The sequence below is a fragment of the Pseudomonas sp. JR33AA genome (genome assembly GCF_021378985.1).
Lineage (GTDB): Bacteria > Pseudomonadota > Gammaproteobacteria > Pseudomonadales > Pseudomonadaceae > Aquipseudomonas > Aquipseudomonas alloputida.
On sequence record NZ_JAJSAW010000010.1, the window covers coordinates 53402 to 71664 of the forward strand.

Below are 18263 nucleotides of genomic sequence, written 5' to 3' on the forward strand. Positions count from 1 at the left end.
GGAGAACCACCATGGCAAGAAAGATCAGCTACCAGCAGGCCATCAACGAAGCCCTGGCCCAGGAAATGCGTCGCGACAACACAGTGTTCATCATTGGCGAAGACGTCGCCGGCGGTGCCGGTGCGCCCGGCGAGGATGACGCCTGGGGTGGCGTGTTGGGCGTGACCAAAGGCCTGTACCACCAATTCCCCGGCCGCGTGCTTGATGCGCCGCTGTCGGAAATCGGCTACGTCGGTGCGGCCGTCGGTGCCGCCACCCAAGGCCTGCGCCCGGTGTGCGAACTGATGTTCGTCGACTTCGCCGGCTGCTGCCTGGACCAGATCCTCAACCAGGCCGCCAAGTTCCGCTACATGTTCGGCGGCAAGGCAGTGACCCCGCTGGTGATGCGCACCATGTATGGCGCCGGCCTGCGCGCGGCAGCCCAGCACTCGCAGATGCTCACCTCGCTCTGGACGCACATCCCCGGCCTGAAGGTGGTGTGCCCATCCTCGCCTTACGATGCCAAGGGCCTGTTGATCCAGGCGATCCGTGACAACGACCCGGTGATCTTCTGCGAACACAAGCTGCTGTACAGCATGCAGGGCGAGGTACCGGAAGAGGTGTACACCGTACCGTTCGGCGAAGCCAACTTCTTGCGCGATGGCGACGACGTGACCCTCGTGACCTACGGGCGCATGGTGCACGTGGCGCTGGAGGCCGCCAACAACCTGGCCCGACAGGGCATCGACTGCGAGGTGCTGGACTTGCGCACTACCAGCCCGCTGGACGAAGACAGCATTCTGGAAAGTGTGGAGAAAACCGGCCGCCTGGTGGTGATCGATGAAGCCAACCCGCGCTGCTCGATGGCCACCGACATCAGCGCGCTGGTGGCGCAGAAGGCTTTCGGCGCACTCAAGGGCCCGATCGAAATGGTCACCGCGCCGCATACCCCGGTGCCGTTCTCCGACGCCCTGGAAGACCTGTATATCCCTGACGCGGCGAAGATCGAAGCCGCCGTGCGCAAGGTAATTGAAGCCGCAAGGAGTGCCGCATGAGCCAGATCCATACCCTGACCATGCCCAAGTGGGGCCTGTCGATGACCGAGGGCCGGGTGGACACCTGGCTCAAGCAGGAAGGTGACGAAATCAGCAAGGGCGACGAGGTGCTGGACGTCGAGACCGACAAGATCAGCAGCAGCGTCGAGGCGCCGTTCAACGGCGTGCTGCGCCGTCAGGTGGCCAAGCCGGATGAAACCCTGCCCGTCGGCGCACTGCTGGCGGTGGTCGTCGAAGGCGAAGCAGAAGAGGCCGAGATCGATGCCGTGGTGCAGCGCTTCCAGGCCGAGTTCGTCGCCGAAGGGGGCAACGACCAGAGCCAGGGGCCGGCCCCGCAGAAGGCGGAAGTCGGCGGGCGCCTGCTGCGCTGGTTCGAGCTAGGTGAAGGCGGCACACCGCTGGTGCTGGTGCACGGGTTTGGCGGTGACCTCAACAACTGGCTGTTCAACCACCCGGCCTTGGCTGCCGAGCGGCGGGTCATCGCCCTCGACCTGCCGGGCCACGGCGAGTCGGCCAAGGCCCTGCTGCGGGGCGACCTGGATGAATTGAGCGAAACCGTGCTCGCCCTGCTCGACCACCTGGACATAGCCAAGGCGCACCTGGCCGGCCATTCCATGGGCGGTGCCGTCAGCCTCAACGTGGCGCGCCTGGCCCCGCAGCGGGTGGCAAGCCTGAGCCTGGTGGCCAGCGCCGGGCTGGGCGAAGCGATCAACGGGCAGTACTTGCAAGGTTTCGTCACCGCAGCCAACCGCAATGCACTCAAACCGCAGATGGTGCAGTTGTTTGCCGACCCGGCGCTGGTCACCCGGCAAATGCTGGAGGACATGCTCAAATTCAAGCGCCTGGAAGGTGTGGACCAGGCCCTGCAGCAGCTGGCGGGGGCGCTTGCCGACGGCGACCGGCAGCGCCACGACTTGCGCGGGGTACTTGGCAATCACCCGGCACTGGTGGTGTGGGGTGGCAAGGATGCGATCATCCCGGCCAGCCATGCCGAGGGCCTGGAAGCCGAAGTACAGGTGCTGCCAGAGGCCGGCCACATGGTGCAGATGGAGGCGGCCGAACAGGTCAACCAGCAACTGCTCGCATTCCTGCGCAAGCACTAAGCCCTTTTCGTGAGCCTGGAGAACAACAATGAATGACCTGAGCCACACCCACATGCGCGCTGCCGTCTGGCATGGCCGCAACGATATTCGTGTCGAACAGGTACCTTTGCCGGCCGACCCTGCGCCGGGCTGGGTGCAGATCAAGGTGGACTGGTGCGGCATCTGCGGCTCTGACCTGCACGAGTATGTTGCCGGCCCGGTGTTCATCCCGGTAGAGGCCCCGCACCCGCTGACCGGCATTCAGGGCCAGTGCATCCTCGGCCACGAATTCTGCGGCCACATCGCCAAGCTTGGCGAAGGCGTGGAAGGCTATGCCGTCGGTGACCCGGTGGCGGCAGACGCCTGCCAGCATTGCGGCACCTGCTATTACTGCACCCATGGCCTGTACAACATCTGCGAACGCCTGGCGTTCACCGGCCTGATGAACAACGGCGCCTTCGCCGAGCTGGTCAACGTGCCCGCCAACCTGCTCTACCGGCTGCCGCAGGGCTTCCCTGCCGAAGCCGGGGCACTGATCGAACCGCTGGCGGTGGGTATGCACGCAGTGAAAAAGGCCGGCAGCCTGCTTGGGCAAACCGTTGTGGTGGTGGGTGCCGGCACCATCGGCCTTTGCACCATCATGTGCGCCAAAGCCGCGGGCGCAGCGCAGGTTATCGCCCTGGAAATGTCCTCAGCACGCAAAGCCAAGGCCAAGGAGGTAGGCGCCAACGTGGTGCTGGATCCCAGCCAGTGCGATGCCCTGGCGGAAATCCGCGCACTGACTGCAGGGCTGGGCGCCGATGTGAGCTTTGAATGCATCGGCAACAAACATACGGCCAAGCTGGCCATCGACACCATCCGCAAGGCGGGCAAGTGCGTGCTGGTGGGTATTTTCGAAGAGCCCAGCGAGTTCAACTTCTTCGAGCTGGTGTCCACCGAGAAACAGGTACTGGGGGCGCTGGCGTACAACGGCGAGTTTGCCGACGTGATTGCCTTCATTGCCGATGGTCGGCTGGATATACGCCCGCTGGTAACCGGCCGGATCGGATTGGAGCAGATTGTCGAGCTGGGCTTCGAGGAACTGGTGAACAACAAAGAGGAGAACGTGAAAATCATCGTTTCACCGGGTGTGCGCTGATTGCACCTTGAAAGCAACGTGGCACCTGTGGGAGCGGGCGGGCCCGCGAACAATGCAACACGGTGGATGGCACCGGCTTCGCCGGTGTTCGCGGCTGAAGCCGCTCCTACAGGGTACTGGAAGGTTTCAAGTCTGTGCGCTGACACAGGGGCTCGCTGTTTCAGGATCCCATTCTGCGTCATACTCGGCAGATCTATTGCCCGGTCCTCGCCATGCGTCCACTGCTCCCCATTACCCTGGTCCTGCTGCTCGCCGCCTGTGGCGATGGCGAATCGCTACTCCCGCCGGACGCACGGCTGCCTGACGGTGGGCGTTACCGGGGGCAGGTGGTCGATGGCCTGCTGCAGGGTGAGGGCAGGATCGACTACCCCAACGGCAGCTGGTACGCAGGCAGCTTCAAGGACGGCCAGTGGCACGGCCAGGGCGAATGGCATGGCCAGAACGGCGAGGTCTACCGCGGCCAGTTCGCCGAGGGGCTGTTCCAGGGCCTGGGCGAGCTGACCACCCCGGGCAGCCACTACAGCGGCACCTTCCGCCACGGCCGCCGCGACGGCGAAGGCACCCTCAAGCAAGCCGACCAGACATACCGCGGCCAGTTCAAGGACGACCTTTACGACGGCGCAGGCCAGCTGGAGCTGGCCGACGGCAGTCGCTACCAAGGCCTGTTCGCCAAGGGCCAGCCCAATGGCGCCGGGGTGCGCAGCGATGCCAGCGGCAACCAGTTCAGCGGCCACTTCGTCAACGGCCAGCTACAAGGCAGCGGCACCTACGACAGCGTTGATGGCGAGCAGTACATCGGCGAGTTCAAGGACAACCGCCTGGAGGGCCGAGGCCGCTACGAAAGTGCCGATGGCGACGTGTGGATCGGTGAATTCAAGGACGGCTCGCTGATCGGCGAAGGCGAGTTGCTGGGCAGCGATGGCAGCCACTACAAAGGTGAGTTCGCCGACTGGCGTCTGTCGGGCCAGGGCAGCCTGCAACTGGCCGACGGCAGCAAGTACATCGGCGGTTTCCTGAACGATGCCTACCATGGCCATGGGCGACTGATTCTGCCCAGTGGCAAGGTCGAAAGCGGCACATGGGCCAACGGCGTGCGCGTGCGCGACCAGAATGGCAAGCTGCTGTCCGACCCCCTGGACCTGGCTTTGCTCAACCAGGGCCGGCTGCTGGACGAGGCGCTGTCTCGGGTACCTCGCTCGGCGCCACCGATCCAGCTGTATAGCCTGGTCGTGGCTGGCGATGGCCAGCAAAGCGTATTCCTGCGCGAAGCCGACTACGTCAGCAACATGCTCAAGGTGCGCTTTGGCGCCCATGGCCAGGTGACCCTGGTCAACCACCGCGACCACATGGCCACACGCCCCATGGCCACCCGCGAAAACCTCTCCCGCGCGGCCGCCACCCTGGCAGAGCGCAGCGGCCCCGAAGACCTGGTGTTCATCTACCTCACCAGCCATGGCAGCCAGGACCACCAACTGGTGCTCGACCAGCCCCGTCTGCAACTGGCCGACCTGGCCGCTGACGAGCTGGCCACTGCCTTGGCGCCGCTGAAGGATCGCGACAAGGTAATTGTCATCTCCGCCTGCTATTCAGGGGGCTATATCGCTCCGCTCAAAGACGAGCACACGCTCATTATGACCGCTGCCCGGGCCGACCGCGTCTCCTTCGGTTGCTCGGAGGAAGCCGACTTCACCTACTTTGGCGATGCCCTGTTCGCTGAAGCGCTGAACCAGACCGACGACCTGAAACAGGCGTTCGAACTGGCGCGTGCCAGCGTTGCCGAAAGAGAACAAAGGGAAGGTTTCGAGGCCTCCGAGCCGCAGCTGTGGGCACCGCCCGCCGTGCTTGAGCACTGGCATCACCTGCGCCAGCAACAAGCCGAAGAAGCGTTGCGTAACGCCGCACAGGCCAACGTGAGGGAACAGGCAAAAATGCCCGGCACTCACTAGACTTGTGTGTAACAAGGGAGAGACATCATGTACTTGACGCCTCAGCATGTCCTGCTTGCCGGAGCCACCGGCCTGACCGGTGAACACCTGCTAGACCGCCTGCTCAACGAGCCCACCATCACCCGTGTCCTGGCGCCTACACGCCGACCATTGGCCGAGCACCCGCACCTGGAAAACCCGGTGGGCGACCCGGCGGTGTTCCTTCCGCAACTGGCCGGGCGAGTCGACATCGCCTACTGCTGCCTGGGCACCACGCTGAAGCAGGCCGGTTCCGAATCGGCTTTCCGCGCAGTGGATCTGGACATGGTGGTCGCCTTCAGCAAGCGTGCCCGGGAAATGGGCGCGCGGCATCTGCTGGTGGTCAGTGCAGTGGGCGCCGACCCCAAGTCGTCAATTTTCTATAACCGGGTCAAGGGCGAGATGGAAGAAGCTCTCAAGGCTCAGGACTGGCCACAGTTGACCATCGTGCGGCCCTCGTTCCTGCTGGGCGAGCGGCTGGAGCCACGGCTCACTGAACAGCTTGTTGCGCCGTTTTCCAGGTTGATACCCGGGAAGTACCGGGGAATCGAGGCGTGTACCCTGGCGCGGGCACTGTGGCGGCTGGCGCTTGAGGAAGAAGACGGCGTGCGGGTTGTGGAGTCGGATGAGTTGCGCAAGCTGGGCAAGATTTAGGCGTTACCTGTAATGACCTCTTCACGGGTACTGTGATCGTCCTGTAGGAGCGGGTTCACCCGCGAAAGGGCCATCACAGGCCACCGGTAGCCTGGAATCCTACCCCGGCCGCAGTCAGTAATGACAACGGCAACAACAGGGTATCGAGCAGCATGCTGCCGGGCAGATCCAGCCCCGGATAAGCCGGCGCATCAGCCCCGTACCGATCCCGCGGGCAACACCCGCCATTGATCACATACAAATCCAGCCGGGTACCGGCATACACCACCGGTGCGCCGGGCTTGTTGGCATCCAGCGTGCGCACTGTGGCGCACCCACCCAGCATCACCAGCGTCAGCAGTCCTGCCAGTGCTCGCTTCAATCATCCACCCCGAAGTGGTGCTCACCCCAACGCGGCAACATGTCCTGGGGAATGTTCAGCAGGTTGAGAATACGCGCCACGACAAAGTCGACCAGGTCGTCGATGGTCTGCGGCTGGTGATAGAACCCCGGTGCCGCCGGCAGGATCACCGCGCCAATCTGCGACAGCTTGAGCATGTTTTCCAGGTGGATGGTGGAGAATGGCGCTTCGCGTGGCACCAGGATCAGCTGGCGACGCTCCTTGAGGGTAACGTCGGCAGCCCGCTCGATCAGGTTGTTGCAGGCGCCAGTGGCAATGGCCGACAAGGTACCCGTGGAACAGGGGACCACCACCATTGCCGCCGGGGCGCCAGAGCCCGAGGCTACCGGCGACATCCAGTCTTCCTTGCCATACACACGGATCTGCCCATCGGCCGCGCCGGTGTATTCAGTCAGGAAGGCCTGCATCGCCTGGGGCTTGGCCGGCAACAACACATCCGTCTCGGTGGCCATCACCAACTGTGCGGCCTTGGAGATCAGGAAGTGCACCTCACGGTCTTCGCGTACCAGGCAATCGAGCAGACGCAGGCCATATTGCGCACCCGAGGCGCCCGTCATGGCCAGGGTGATGCGTTCCGGCCCGTTCACTTCAGCGCCTCGGCCAGCTTGCCGTGCAGGCCGCCGAAACCGCCGTTGCTCATGATCACCACATGGGTGCCTGGGCGAGCCTGGCCCTTGATCCGCTCGATGATCGCTTCAAGGCTGTCAGCCACCACGCTTGGCACCTTGCACTGCGCGGCGGTGGCGGCCAGGTCCCAGCCGAGGTTGGCCGGCGCATACCAGATTACCTGGTCGGCGTCGTTGACGCTTTCTGGCAGACCGTCACGATGGGCACCGAGTTTCATCGAGTTGGAGCGTGGCTCGATCACCGCGATCACAGGCGCCTCTCCCACCCGCTTGCGCAGGCCGTCGAGGGTGGTGGCAATGGCGGTCGGATGGTGGGCGAAGTCATCGTAGATGGTCACACCTTGTACTTCGGCAACCTGCTCCATGCGCCGCTTGACGCTCTTGAAAGCACTCAGGCCGTCGATGCCCATGGCCGGCACCACGCCGACATGACGCGCTGCTGCCAGGGTGGCCAAGGCGTTGGCGACGTTGTGCTGACCGGTCAGCGCCCAGTCCACCACACCCTGCACTTCGCCCTCGAACAGTACTTCAAAGCGCGAGCCATCAGGGCTGAGCAGGCGGGCTTGCCACTGGCCGCCCTCACCGGTGGTTTGCACAGGGGTCCAGCAGCCCATGCCGATCACACGCTCCAGCGCTTGCTCGGTGGTCGGGTGGATGACCAGGCCTTCGCTGGGGATAGTCCGCACCAGGTGGTGGAACTGCCGCTCGATCGAAGCCAGGTCCGGGAAGATGTCCGCGTGGTCGAACTCAAGGTTGTTGAGGATCGCGGTACGCGGGTGATAGTGGACGAACTTCGAGCGCTTGTCGAAGAAGGCGCTGTCGTACTCGTCGGCTTCCACCACAAAGAACGGCGTGTCGCCCAAGCGCGCCGACACCGAGAAGTTCTGCGGCACGCCACCAATCAGGAAACCGGGGCTCATGCCGGCGTGCTCCAGCACCCAGGCCAGCATGCTGCTGGTGGTGGTCTTGCCGTGAGTACCGGCAACGGCCAGCACCCAGCGGCCTTGCAGCACGTGGTCGGCCAGCCACTGCGGGCCGGAGACGTAGGGCAGGCCCTTGTTCAGCACGTATTCAACCGCTGGGTTGCCGCGCGACATGGCGTTGCCGATGACCACCAGGTCTGGCGCCGGATCCAGCTGGGCCGGGTCATAGCCTTGGGTCAGTTCGATACCCTGGGCTTCGAGCTGGGTGCTCATCGGAGGGTAGACATTGGCGTCGGAGCCGGTGACACGGTGGCCAAGTTCCTTGGCCAGCACCGCCAGCGAACCCATGAAAGTGCCGCAAATACCGAGAATGTGAATATGCATGGTCGACCTCGCAAAACATCGAGGCAGGGTAGCCCAGGGCGCGACAAATCGCACCCGCTGTTTCGCTCAGTCGCCCCTGGTAATGCCGTGTTTGCGCAGTTTTCGATACAAGGTATTGCGGCTGATGCCCAAGTGTTCGGCGACGTGGGTGAGATGCCAGTGTTTTGCCTCCAGTACCTCCATGAGCGCTTGCCGCTCCGCGTCGAGCAGAACCTCGGTCCCTACAGATTCACCCTCAATCTCTGCGGCACCGCCGGACCTGTGGGAGCGGGCTTGCCCCCGAACGAGGGCAACGCCCTCTATTTCCTGGTCGGACGTCTTCGCGGGCTCGCCCGCTCCCACGGGACGAGGGCTGGTGCGGATGATTGCGGGAAGGTCCGCAAAGGTAATGCGGGCCTCTTCGCAAAGCGCCACCAGGGTACGCAGCACATTGCGCATCTGCCGCACGTTTCCCGGCCAGGTAAATTCGAGCAGTGCCTGCCGCGCCCTGGGCTCGATGTCTATCCGTTGCCCCTGCGTCTCCTGACGTAGCAGAAAGTCCAGCAACTGCGCTTTGTCACTGCGGTCGCGCACCGCCGGCAGCGCTACCTCCAGGCCATTGAGGCGGTAATACAGGTCCTCGCGGAAACTGCCCTGTTCAACCCGTTCCAGCAGGTCACGGTGCGTAGCGCTGACGATGCGCACGTCCACCGCCTGTGGCTCTCCCCCGATCGGCACCACCTGGCGCTCCTCCAGCACTCGCAGCAGTCGGGTTTGCAGGGCAAGGGGCATATCGCCGATCTCGTCCAGCAGCAAGGTGCCGCCGTCGGCCTGCAACAGCTTGCCGCGCATGCCCTCCTTGCGCGCGCCGGTAAAACTGCCGCCGCGATACCCGAACAGCTCACTCTCGATCAGGCTTTCCGGGATAGAAGCGCAGTTGATGGCGACGAACGGCTTACCGCGCCGCTCACTGGCCTGATGCACAGCCTGGGCGAAGGCCTCCTTGCCACAGCCGGTCTCGCCGCGCAGCAGCAATGGCACATCGCGCTCGAACACCCGCACGCTGCGGCGGAAATCATTTTGCAACGCAGGGTCCAGCAGACAGACCAGCGGCTCCACTTCACCTGTGGGTCGCGGCTGGGCGGCCGGCACCGACCAAACCGGCGCCCGGGCCTGCCCCCGCAGACTGGCGAAGACCTGGCGACCGTCCAGGGTGCGCAGCGGCCAGGCAGTGCTGCCGCCAGGCGTGGCACGGCTGAACATTTCGTCATGGCTGCACGCGAAAAAGTACTCCAACGGTTTGCCCAGCACGCCACCCCGCACCGTGCCCAGCAGGTTCAGTGCGCTTTGGTTGGCAGCACAAATGCGCCCATCGCCGTCGAACGCCAGCAAGCCCTCGCTGAACAGGCCGACCGACTCGGCTTGCAGGTGAAAACGCAATAACCATTGCTGCTCGAAATGGCGCAGGAAATAGCAGCTCTCGATCATCTTCGCCGACAGGTTGACCAACGCCATGGTGTGAAACTGGCTTTGCCGCGAAACGTCGGGGCGCGCAGAGGACACGTCAAGTACCGCCAGCAGGTCGCCATGTGGGTCGAACACCGGGCTGGCCGAACAGGTCAGCCCGGTGTGACGGCCACGGAAGTGCTCGTTTTGATGGATGGTCAGCGCCTGGCGCTCGACCAGGCAGGTGCCGATGCCATTGGTGCCCTCGCGCGCCTCGCTCCAGTCGGCGCCAAGCCACAGCCCGGCACGCTCAAAGCTGCGCCGCTCGGCGGGGGCACTGACGCAGTTGAGGATCACCCCGCGGGCGTCGGTCAGCAGCACCGCGTGGCCTGCGCCGGAAAGCTGCTGGTGCAGGCTGTTCATTTCATGGTCGGCAATTTGCAGCACCTGATGCAGGCGCTCGCGGCTTTCCAGCAGGCGCCCATGCTCAAGCACCAACGGCGCTTCGATCACCGCCGGGTCGAGGTGGTAATCCTCCAGGCAGCGCAGCCAGGAGCGGGCGATGGACGGGTCACTGCCGCCCTCCCCGGCCCCACCATGGACAACGCTATGGACCTGCCGGGCATGGCGAATGAAGTGATTGCTCTGCATTGTTGTAATTCTCCGCAGATAGAGCGTCAGCCCAGCATCCTCCACCCGGGTAGGCTTTGCAATGCACACGCCTGTGATGTGTCGCAAACGGCACAAAATGTCACCCCAGGCGTACCGGCACCGGTACAACGGCCCCAGATCAGCGCCGTAGAAATGACCCAAGTCATTGATTTGCCTAGCGCGGCCAACACTGGCCCAACCCTTGCTCTATGCTTTTCAACTCCCTAAAAAACACAATACCAAGGAGACACACCATGCGTTATGCACATCCCGGTACCGAAGGCGCGAAGGTTTCCTTCAAAAGCCGCTACGGCAACTACATCGGTGGTGAGTTCGTTACTCCGGTAAAGGGGCAGTACTTCGAAAATACCTCCCCGGTGAATGGCAAGCTGATCGCTGAATTCCCCCGCTCTACTGCCGAAGACATCGAGAAAGCCCTGGATGCCGCCCATGCTGCGGCCGACGCCTGGGGCCGCACTTCAGTGCAGGACCGCTCCAACGTGCTGCTGAAGATCGCCGACCGTATCGAGCAGAACCTCGAATTGCTGGCCATTACCGAAACCTGGGACAACGGCAAGCCGATCCGCGAAACCCTCAACGCGGACATTCCGCTGGCGGTCGACCACTTCCGCTATTTCGCTGGCTGCATCCGCGCCCAGGAAGGCGGCGCTGCCGAAATCAATGAAGGCACCGTGGCCTACCACATCCACGAGCCACTGGGCGTGGTCGGGCAGATCATCCCCTGGAACTTCCCGATCCTGATGGCTGCCTGGAAGCTTGCACCGGCGCTGGCCGCTGGTAACTGCGTGGTGCTAAAGCCGGCCGAACAGACGCCGCTGGGCATCACCGTACTGCTCGAGGTCATTGGCGACCTGTTGCCACCTGGCGTGCTCAACGTCGTGCAAGGCTATGGCCGCGAAGCCGGTGAAGCCCTGGCCACCAGCAAACGCATCGCCAAGATCGCCTTCACCGGCTCTACCCCGGTGGGCTCGCACATCATGAAATGCGCCGCCGAGAACATCATCCCGTCCACCGTCGAACTGGGTGGCAAATCGCCGAACGTGTACTTCGAAGACATCATGCAGGCCGAACCAAGCTTCATCGAGAAGGCGGCAGAAGGCATGGTGCTGGCGTTCTTCAACCAGGGCGAGGTGTGCACCTGCCCGTCGCGTGCCCTGGTGCAAGAGTCGATCTACCCGCAGTTCATGGAAGTGGTGATGAAGAAGGTGCTGCAGATCAAGCGCGGCGACCCGCTGGACACCGACACCATGGTCGGCGCCCAGGCCTCGCAGCAGCAGTTCGAAAAGATCCTCTCGTACCTGCAGATCGCCCAGGAGGAAGGCGCCGAGCTGCTCACCGGCGGCAAGGTCGAGAAGCTGGAAGGTTCGCTGGCTACCGGTTACTACATCCAGCCGACCCTGCTCAAGGGCAACAACAAGATGCGCGTGTTCCAGGAAGAAATCTTCGGCCCGGTGGTCAGCGTCACCACCTTCAAGGACGAAGCCGAAGCACTGGCGATTGCCAACGACACCGAGTTCGGCCTGGGCGCCGGCGTGTGGACCCGCGACATCAACCGCGCCTACCGCATGGGCCGCGGCATCAAGGCTGGCCGTGTGTGGACCAACTGCTACCACCTGTACCCGGCGCATGCCGCGTTCGGTGGGTACAAGAAGTCGGGCGTTGGCCGTGAGACGCACAAGATGATGCTGGATCACTATCAACAGACCAAGAACCTGCTGGTGAGTTACGACATCAATCCGTTGGGCTTCTTCTAGACCGCGTCGCCATCTTCGCGGGTAAACCCGCTCCTACAGGTCCTGCGCTGGTCTGGAATCTTGCGCAGGCTGTGTAAGAGCGGGTTCACCCGCGAAGAGGCCAGGGCGGCACCCGTGCACCAGCCGCTCTGGCTCGCTTCCTGCAGCACCCATCACCACCGGCCCGGGACCCTTCCGGCCACCAAGAAAAAAAACAGGTGAATCTATGCCAAGCGAACATTCCGCCGGATCGCCGGCAGGCTCTTCCGTCGACTTCGAAAAGGTCGGCTCTGACTATTTCCAGCAACGTGAACTGAAAAAAGGCGCCGCCGGCTGGGTACTGCTGGTCGGCCTGGGCGTGGCGTACGTCATTTCCGGTGATTACGCCGGCTGGAACTTCGGCCTGGCGCAGGGCGGCTGGGGCGGCATGTTCCTGGCCACCTTGCTGATGGCAACCATGTACCTGTGCATGTGCTTCTCGCTGGCCGAACTGTCGTCGATGATCCCCACCGCTGGCGGCGGCTATGGCTTCGCCCGCAGTGCCTTCGGCCCGTGGGGCGGTTTTTTGACCGGCACGGCAATCCTGATCGAATACGCCATCGCCCCCGCCGCCATCGCGGTGTTCATCGGCGCCTACTGCCAATCGCTGTTCGGTATTGGCGGCTGGATGATCTACCTGGCGTTCTACATCGTGTTCATCAGCATCCACATTTTCGGCGTGGGTGAGGCACTGAAGCTGATGTTCATCATTACCGCCATCGCCGCCATCGCACTGGCCGTATTCCTGATAGGCATGGTGCCCCATTTTGATGCAGCCAACCTGTTCGACATCGCCAAAACGGACGCCGTCGGCGCCAGCAGCTTCCTGCCGTTCGGCTATGTCGGCGTGTGGGCAGCCATCCCCTACGCCATCTGGTTCTTCCTTGCCGTCGAAGGCGTGCCGCTGGCCGCAGAAGAAACCAAGAACCCCAAGCGTGACCTGCCTCGCGGCCTGATCGGCGCCATGCTGGTACTGCTGGCCTTCGCCTTGCTGATCCTGGTCGTCGGCCCGGGCGGCGCAGGCTCCGAAGCGTTGAAGGCCTCCGGTAACCCGCTGGTCGAAGCCCTGTCAAAGGCCTACGGCGGCTCCACCTGGATGGGCGGCTTCGTCAACCTGGTCGGTCTGGCCGGGCTGATCGCCAGCTTCTTCTCGATCATCTATGCCTATTCCCGGCAGATCTTCGCCCTGTCCCGCGCCGGTTACCTGCCGCGCAAACTGTCGGAAACCAACAAGAGCAAAGCCCCGGTACTGGCCTTGGTCATCCCCGGCATCATCGGTTTTGCCCTGTCGCTGACGGGCCAGGGTGACTTGCTGATCCTGGTGGCGGTGTTTGGCGCTACCCTGTCTTACGTGCTGATGATGGCTGCGCACATCACCCTGCGCATCCGCCGGCCAAAGATGGAACGGCCCTACCGCACCCCGGGTGGCATCTTCACATCCGGCCTTGCGCTGGTACTGGCTTGCATCGCCGTGGTCGCCGGATTCCTGGTTGACCCGCGGGTAGTCATTGGCGCTGCAGTGATCTATGCGGTATTAATTGCCTACTTTGCTTTCTACAGCCGCCACCACCTGGTCGCGGGCACACCGGAAGAGGAATTCGCCGCGATCCAGAAGGCCGAAGAGGCCCTGCACTGATCGCCGCCACCCGCCGCGGGGCAACCCGCGGCTCTGGAGATTCTGTATGGCAAGTTTCGTACACACGGTCGGCCATCTGGTCTACCGCTTCGACAGCCTCAAGGAAGTAATGGCAAAGGCCAGCCCGGCACGCTCCGGGGATTGCCTGGCAGGTGTCGCGGCCAGCAACGACGGCGAGCGCGTCGCCGCGCAGATGGCGTTGGCCAATATTCCGCTGACGCACTTTCTCAATGAAGCACTGATCCCTTACGAAGCAGATGAAGTTACCCGCCTGATCATCGATACCCACGATGCCCAGGCCTTCGCCCCGGTCAGCCACCTGACCGTGGGTGGCCTGCGCGACTGGCTGCTGAGCGAGGACGCCAACGAAGACAGCCTGCGTGCCCTGGCGCCCGGGTTGACCCCGGAAATGGCCGCTGCCGTGTCGAAGATCATGCGCGTGCAGGACCTGGTGCTGGTGGCGCAGAAAATCCGTGTAGTCACCCGGTTCCGCGGCACCATGGGCCTGCGCGGGCGCCTGTCGACCCGGCTGCAACCCAACCACCCGACAGACGAACCGGCCGGTATTGCCGCCAGCATTCTCGACGGCTTGCTGTACGGCAACGGTGACGCCATGATCGGCATCAACCCGGCCACCGACAGCATCGCTTCGATCTGCGCCCTGCTGGAAATGCTCGACGCCATCATCCAGCGCTACGACATCCCCACCCAGTCCTGCGTGCTGACCCACGTCACCACCTCGATCGAAGCGATCAACCGCGGCGTGCCACTGGACCTGGTGTTCCAGTCCATCGCCGGCACAGAAGCGGCCAACGCGGGCTTCGGCATCAACCTGAACGTGTTGCAGGAAGGCTACGAAGCAGGTCTGTCGCTGAAACGCGGCACCCTCGGACAGAACCTGATGTATTTCGAAACCGGCCAGGGCAGCGCGCTCTCGGCCAACGCCCACCACGGCGTCGACCAGCAGACCTGCGAAACCCGCGCCTATGCCGTGGCCCGTCACTTCAAGCCGTTCCTGGTCAACACCGTGGTCGGCTTCATTGGCCCGGAATACCTGTACAACGGCAAGCAGATCATCCGCGCCGGCCTCGAAGACCATTTCTGCGGCAAACTGCTGGGCGTGCCGATGGGGTGCGATATCTGCTACACCAACCACGCCGAGGCCGATCAGGATGACATGGACACCCTGCTGACCCTGCTGGGTGTGGCCGGAATCAACTTCATCATGGGCATCCCCGGCTCCGACGACATCATGCTCAACTACCAGACCACCTCGTTCCATGACGCGTTGTACGCGCGCCAGACCCTGGGCCTGAAGCCCGGGCCGGAATTCGAGGCATGGCTGGCCCGCACCGGCATCTTCACCCAGGCCGATGGCCGGGTGCGCTTCGGTGACAACCTGCCGCCGGCCTTCCGCCAGGCCTTGGCACAGCTTGCATAGGGATGACCATGGACCATCGCACGCCTACCCCCGACAACCCTTGGCTGGCCCTGCGCAACCTGACCCCGGCGCGCATCGCCCTGGGCCGCACCGGCACCAGCCTGCCAACCGGAGCGCAGTTGGACTTCCAGTTCGCTCATGCCCAGGCACGAGACGCCGTGCACCTGCCTTTCGACCACGCCGGCCTGGCCAGCCAGCTGAGTGACCGCGGGCGCGAAAGCCTGGTGTTGCACAGCGCGGCCAGCGACCGCCACCAGTACCTGCAGCGCCCGGACCTTGGACGGCGGCTGAACGAAGACTCGATTACAACCCTTCGCCAGCATGCCCAGGCCAACCCCGGCGGCGTCGATCTGGCCATCGTGGTGGCTGACGGCCTCTCGGCACTGGCCGTGCATCGCCACACGCTACCGTTCCTGACCCGCTTCGACGAACAGGCTGCCGCCGACGGCTGGACCAGCGCCCCGGTGGTGCTGGTGCAGCAGGGCCGCGTGGCAGTGGCCGACGAGGTCGGCGAGCTGCTGGGCGCCCGGATGACGGTGATGCTGATTGGCGAACGCCCTGGGCTGAGCTCACCCGACAGCCTCGGCCTGTATTTCACCTACGCACCCAAGGTCGGCCTGACCGATGCCTACCGCAACTGCATTTCCAATATCCGCCTGGAGGGGCTGAGCTATGGCATGGCCGCGCACCGCCTGTTGTACTTGATGCGCGAAGCCTGCCGGCGCCAGCTTTCCGGGGTGAATCTGAAGGACGAAGCCGAGGTCCATAGCCTGGAGAATGAAGACAGCGCCAGCCAGAAAGGTAACTTCCTGCTCGGCAAAGGGTAAAAAACCTGTCACGGAAGGCGGATTGCACTTGTGCCGTGCATTGGGCAGCATGCCTTTGAACGCTGCTGGCATTCCGCTGTTTCCCCAAATGGACTCTGAGGGCCGCACATGCGCATCATCAAAGCAACCCTGGAACACCTCGACCTGCTCACCCCGCTGTTCGTCAAATACCGTGAATTCTATGGGCAACTGCCCTACCCCGACAGCTCGCGCAGCTTCTTGGAAAAGCGCCTGAAGCGGGACGAGTCGGTGATTTACCTGGCACTTCCGGATGATGACGACGGCAAACTGCTGGGCTTTTGCCAGTTGTACCCAAGCTACTCGTCGCTGTCGTTGAAGCGGGTATGGATTCTCAACGATATCTATGTAGCCGAGGACTCCCGGCGCATGCTGGTCGCCGACCACCTGATTCGCGAGGCGAAGAAAATGGCCAAAGAGACCAATGCGGTGCGCATGCGCGTGTCAACCAGCGCAAACAATGAAGTGGCGCACAGAACTTACGAATCCATCGGGTTTCGCGAGGATACCGAGTTCAAGAGCTACATCCTGCCAATCAGCCAGGATTGACCTGCACCGACCGCTTCCACAAGCAAGGCAGTGACACTTGTGGGAGCGGGCGTGCCCGCGAAGCGGTTGGTAAAGAAATACCCCTCTACCGTAACCCCCCGCTACAAACTCCCCGGGCATGTTCCTGACTTAGCCGTATAATGGCTCACCTTTCATGTGTGAAAATTTACCCATTGTCACGTAACCGAGCCTACGCCCCAGAACACAGGTGCTGTACATGGATTTCAACCCGCTGGACCTTATACTGCATCTCGATGCCTACCTCGACCTGCTGGTCACCAATTACGGTCCATGGATCTACGCCATCCTGTTCACCGTGATCTTCTGCGAAACCGGCCTGGTAGTGATGCCATTCCTGCCGGGCGACTCGTTGCTGTTCATCGCTGGCGCCGTTGCAGCGGGTGGCGGCATGGACCCGGTGCTGCTGGCCGGCCTGCTGATGGCCGCTGCAATCCTGGGCGACAGCACCAATTACGTGATAGGCCGAACAGTCGGCGAGCGTTTGTTCAACAACCCCAACTCCAAGATCTTCCGCCGCGACTACCTGCAGCGTACCCACGATTTCTATGAACGCCATGGCGGCAAGACCGTGACCATGGCGCGCTTCCTGCCCATCTTGCGCACCTTTGCACCGTTCGTCGCGGGCATCGCTCACATGCACTACCCACGCTTCCTCGGTTTCAGCATTGCCGGTTCGCTGCTTTGGGTTGGCGGCCTGGTCACCTTGGGCTACTTCTTCGGCAACGTGCCGTTCATCAAGCAGCACCTGTCGCTGATGGTGGTGGGCATCATCATCCTGTCGCTGGTGCCGATGATTCTCGGCTTGCTGCGTGGGCGCCTGGGCCGTACGGCCAAGGCTCACTGAACAGGTAAAGAGCGAACGGCATGTGGTCATTCAGCGCCTGGCGGCGCAAGCGTACGCTGGCGCGGTACCCGATCACGCCACAACAATGGCAGGCCGTACGCGAGCGGCTGCCGATGCTGGACGGCATCAGCGACGCTGAAGACCGCTGGCTGCGCGAAGCCTGCATCCTGTTCCTGCTCGACAAGCACCTCACCTGCCTGCCCGGTGTCGAGCTGGACGACGAGCAGCGCCTGTTGCTGGCTGCCCAGGCACAGCTACCGCTGCTTCACCTGGGTGAGCTGAACTGGTACCAAGGCTTCCACGAAATCATCCTGTACCCCGACGACTTCAAGAGCCCTCAGCGCCACCGCGATGCCAGTGGCGTGGAGCATGTATGGGACGGCGAGCACAGCGGCGAGGCCTGGCAGCAGGGGCCGATCATCCTGGCCTGGAACGGCGTGCTGGCCAGTGGTGGCTGGGAGGCCTACAACCTGGTCATCCATGAGCTGGCGCACAAGCTCGACATGCTCAATGGCGATGCCAACGGCCTGCCACCGCTGCACAGCAGCATGCCAGTTGATGAGTGGGCAACAGCCATGCAGCAGGCTTACGACGACCTCAACCACCAACTGGACGCCAACCCCGACGCCGAAACCGCCATCGACCCCTACGCTGCGGAAAACCCGGCAGAGTTCTTTGCCGTTACCAGCGAGTACTTCTTTAGTGCCCCCGACCTGCTTCATCAGGCTTATCCAATGGTCTACCGCCAGTTGTCGCTGTTCTACCGGCAAGACCCGCTGGCGCGCCTGTGCCGGCTGCAGGCGGAACACCCCGAGTACCGCGAAAGCCACGCCTGACGGGCCCGCACATCAGG

At 63.3% G+C, this 18263-nt stretch carries 16 protein-coding genes; 12 read left to right on the plus strand and 4 right to left on the minus strand.

The features are described 5' to 3' along the window. The first annotated feature begins 11 nt into the window (after nt 1-11). The 5 genes from LVS58_RS17085 to LVS58_RS17105 all read left to right on the plus strand — a co-directional run bounded on the left by LVS58_RS17085 (nt 12) and on the right by LVS58_RS17105 (nt 5872). A complete protein-coding gene (locus LVS58_RS17085) occupies nt 12-1034 on the plus strand; it encodes an alpha-ketoacid dehydrogenase subunit beta (protein WP_013970705.1) in 1023 nt (340 codons plus the stop codon). Further along, complete coding sequence (locus LVS58_RS17090) at nt 1031-2137, plus strand: acetoin dehydrogenase dihydrolipoyllysine-residue acetyltransferase subunit (protein ID WP_233692061.1); 1107 nt, start codon at nt 1031-1033, stop codon at nt 2135-2137. The genes LVS58_RS17085 and LVS58_RS17090 overlap by 4 nt, the downstream gene beginning before the upstream one ends. A 52-nt stretch (nt 2138-2189) precedes the next feature. Next, entirely contained in the window at nt 2190-3254 is a 1065-nt protein-coding gene (locus tag LVS58_RS17095; RefSeq protein WP_223279163.1) for a 2,3-butanediol dehydrogenase, read from the plus strand. A gap of 212 nt (nt 3255-3466) precedes the next feature. Next, on the plus strand, nt 3467-5200 hold the full coding sequence (locus LVS58_RS17100) for a C13 family peptidase (protein ID WP_233692062.1): 1734 nt from the start codon (nt 3467-3469) through the stop codon (nt 5198-5200). Between the two features lie 27 nt (nt 5201-5227). Next, complete coding sequence (locus LVS58_RS17105; RefSeq protein WP_233692063.1) at nt 5228-5872, plus strand: oxidoreductase; 645 nt, start codon at nt 5228-5230, stop codon at nt 5870-5872. 73 nt (nt 5873-5945) lie between these two features. On the opposite strand, the gene LVS58_RS17110 is transcribed toward LVS58_RS17105, so the two are convergent. The 4 genes from LVS58_RS17110 to LVS58_RS17125 all read right to left on the minus strand — a co-directional run bounded on the left by LVS58_RS17110 (nt 5946) and on the right by LVS58_RS17125 (nt 10281). After that, on the minus strand, nt 5946-6233 hold the full coding sequence (locus LVS58_RS17110) for a YceK/YidQ family lipoprotein (protein ID WP_233692064.1): 288 nt from the start codon (nt 6231-6233) through the stop codon (nt 5946-5948). Further along, nucleotides 6230-6859, minus strand: coding sequence for a flavin prenyltransferase UbiX (ubiX, locus tag LVS58_RS17115; RefSeq protein ID WP_233692065.1), 630 nt, complete (start codon nt 6857-6859; stop codon nt 6230-6232). Before ubiX ends, LVS58_RS17110 begins: the two co-directional genes overlap by 4 nt. Further along, nucleotides 6856-8205 carry a UDP-N-acetylmuramate:L-alanyl-gamma-D-glutamyl-meso-diaminopimelate ligase gene (gene mpl / locus LVS58_RS17120; protein WP_233692066.1) on the minus strand — a complete coding sequence of 450 codons (1350 nt, stop codon included), beginning with the start codon at nt 8203-8205 and terminating at the stop codon, nt 6856-6858. Before mpl ends, ubiX begins: the two co-directional genes overlap by 4 nt. A 66-nt stretch (nt 8206-8271) precedes the next feature. Continuing rightward, complete coding sequence (locus LVS58_RS17125) at nt 8272-10281, minus strand: sigma-54-dependent Fis family transcriptional regulator (RefSeq protein ID WP_233692067.1); 2010 nt, start codon at nt 10279-10281, stop codon at nt 8272-8274. 254 nt (nt 10282-10535) lie between these two features. On the opposite strand from LVS58_RS17125, the gene exaC reads away from it, so the two are divergent. The 7 genes from exaC (at nt 10536) to LVS58_RS17160 (ending at nt 18246) form a co-directional block, all read left to right on the plus strand. Then, nucleotides 10536-12056, plus strand: a complete 1521-nt coding sequence (exaC, locus tag LVS58_RS17130; RefSeq protein WP_003255353.1) for an acetaldehyde dehydrogenase ExaC — start codon at nt 10536-10538, stop codon at nt 12054-12056. Between the two features lie 205 nt (nt 12057-12261). Further along, on the plus strand, nt 12262-13710 hold the full coding sequence (gene eat, locus LVS58_RS17135; protein ID WP_003255355.1) for an ethanolamine permease: 1449 nt from the start codon (nt 12262-12264) through the stop codon (nt 13708-13710). A 46-nt stretch (nt 13711-13756) separates the two neighbouring features. Next, complete coding sequence (locus LVS58_RS17140) at nt 13757-15151, plus strand: ethanolamine ammonia-lyase subunit EutB (RefSeq protein ID WP_233692068.1); 1395 nt, start codon at nt 13757-13759, stop codon at nt 15149-15151. An 8-nt stretch (nt 15152-15159) separates the two neighbouring features. Next, entirely contained in the window at nt 15160-15978 is an 819-nt protein-coding gene (gene eutC / locus LVS58_RS17145) for an ethanolamine ammonia-lyase subunit EutC (protein ID WP_233692069.1), read from the plus strand. A gap of 108 nt (nt 15979-16086) precedes the next feature. Next, a complete protein-coding gene (locus LVS58_RS17150) occupies nt 16087-16545 on the plus strand; it encodes a GNAT family N-acetyltransferase (RefSeq protein ID WP_233692070.1) in 459 nt (152 codons plus the stop codon). Nucleotides 16546-16762: 217 nt separating this feature from the next. Continuing rightward, entirely contained in the window at nt 16763-17410 is a 648-nt protein-coding gene (locus LVS58_RS17155; RefSeq protein ID WP_233692071.1) for a DedA family protein, read from the plus strand. A gap of 20 nt (nt 17411-17430) precedes the next feature. After that, a complete protein-coding gene (locus LVS58_RS17160; protein ID WP_233692072.1) occupies nt 17431-18246 on the plus strand; it encodes a zinc-dependent peptidase in 816 nt (271 codons plus the stop codon). The last annotated feature ends 17 nt before the right edge of the window (nt 18247-18263 follow it).

Excerpts from the sequence above, each read along its gene's own strand:
- LVS58_RS17155 (WP_233692071.1), top strand. The coding sequence starts at position 16,763 with ATGGATTTCAACCCGCTGGACCTTATACTGCATCTCGATGCCTACCTC.
- LVS58_RS17100 (WP_233692062.1), top strand. The coding sequence starts at position 3,467 with ATGCGTCCACTGCTCCCCATTACCCTGGTCCTGCTGCTCGCCGCCTGT.
- LVS58_RS17140 (WP_233692068.1), top strand. The coding sequence starts at position 13,757 with ATGGCAAGTTTCGTACACACGGTCGGCCATCTGGTCTACCGCTTCGAC.
- LVS58_RS17090 (WP_233692061.1), top strand. The coding sequence starts at position 1,031 with ATGAGCCAGATCCATACCCTGACCATGCCCAAGTGGGGCCTGTCGATG.
- mpl (WP_233692066.1), bottom strand. The coding sequence starts at position 8,205 with ATGCATATTCACATTCTCGGTATTTGCGGCACTTTCATGGGTTCGCTG.
- eutC (WP_233692069.1), top strand. The coding sequence starts at position 15,160 with ATGGACCATCGCACGCCTACCCCCGACAACCCTTGGCTGGCCCTGCGC.
- LVS58_RS17095 (WP_223279163.1), top strand. The coding sequence starts at position 2,190 with ATGCGCGCTGCCGTCTGGCATGGCCGCAACGATATTCGTGTCGAACAG.
- LVS58_RS17125 (WP_233692067.1), bottom strand. The coding sequence starts at position 10,281 with ATGCAGAGCAATCACTTCATTCGCCATGCCCGGCAGGTCCATAGCGTT.
- LVS58_RS17160 (WP_233692072.1), top strand. The coding sequence starts at position 17,431 with ATGTGGTCATTCAGCGCCTGGCGGCGCAAGCGTACGCTGGCGCGGTAC.
- eat (WP_003255355.1), top strand. The coding sequence starts at position 12,262 with ATGCCAAGCGAACATTCCGCCGGATCGCCGGCAGGCTCTTCCGTCGAC.
- LVS58_RS17085 (WP_013970705.1), top strand. The coding sequence starts at position 12 with ATGGCAAGAAAGATCAGCTACCAGCAGGCCATCAACGAAGCCCTGGCC.
- LVS58_RS17150 (WP_233692070.1), top strand. The coding sequence starts at position 16,087 with ATGCGCATCATCAAAGCAACCCTGGAACACCTCGACCTGCTCACCCCG.
- LVS58_RS17105 (WP_233692063.1), top strand. The coding sequence starts at position 5,228 with ATGTACTTGACGCCTCAGCATGTCCTGCTTGCCGGAGCCACCGGCCTG.
- exaC (WP_003255353.1), top strand. The coding sequence starts at position 10,536 with ATGCGTTATGCACATCCCGGTACCGAAGGCGCGAAGGTTTCCTTCAAA.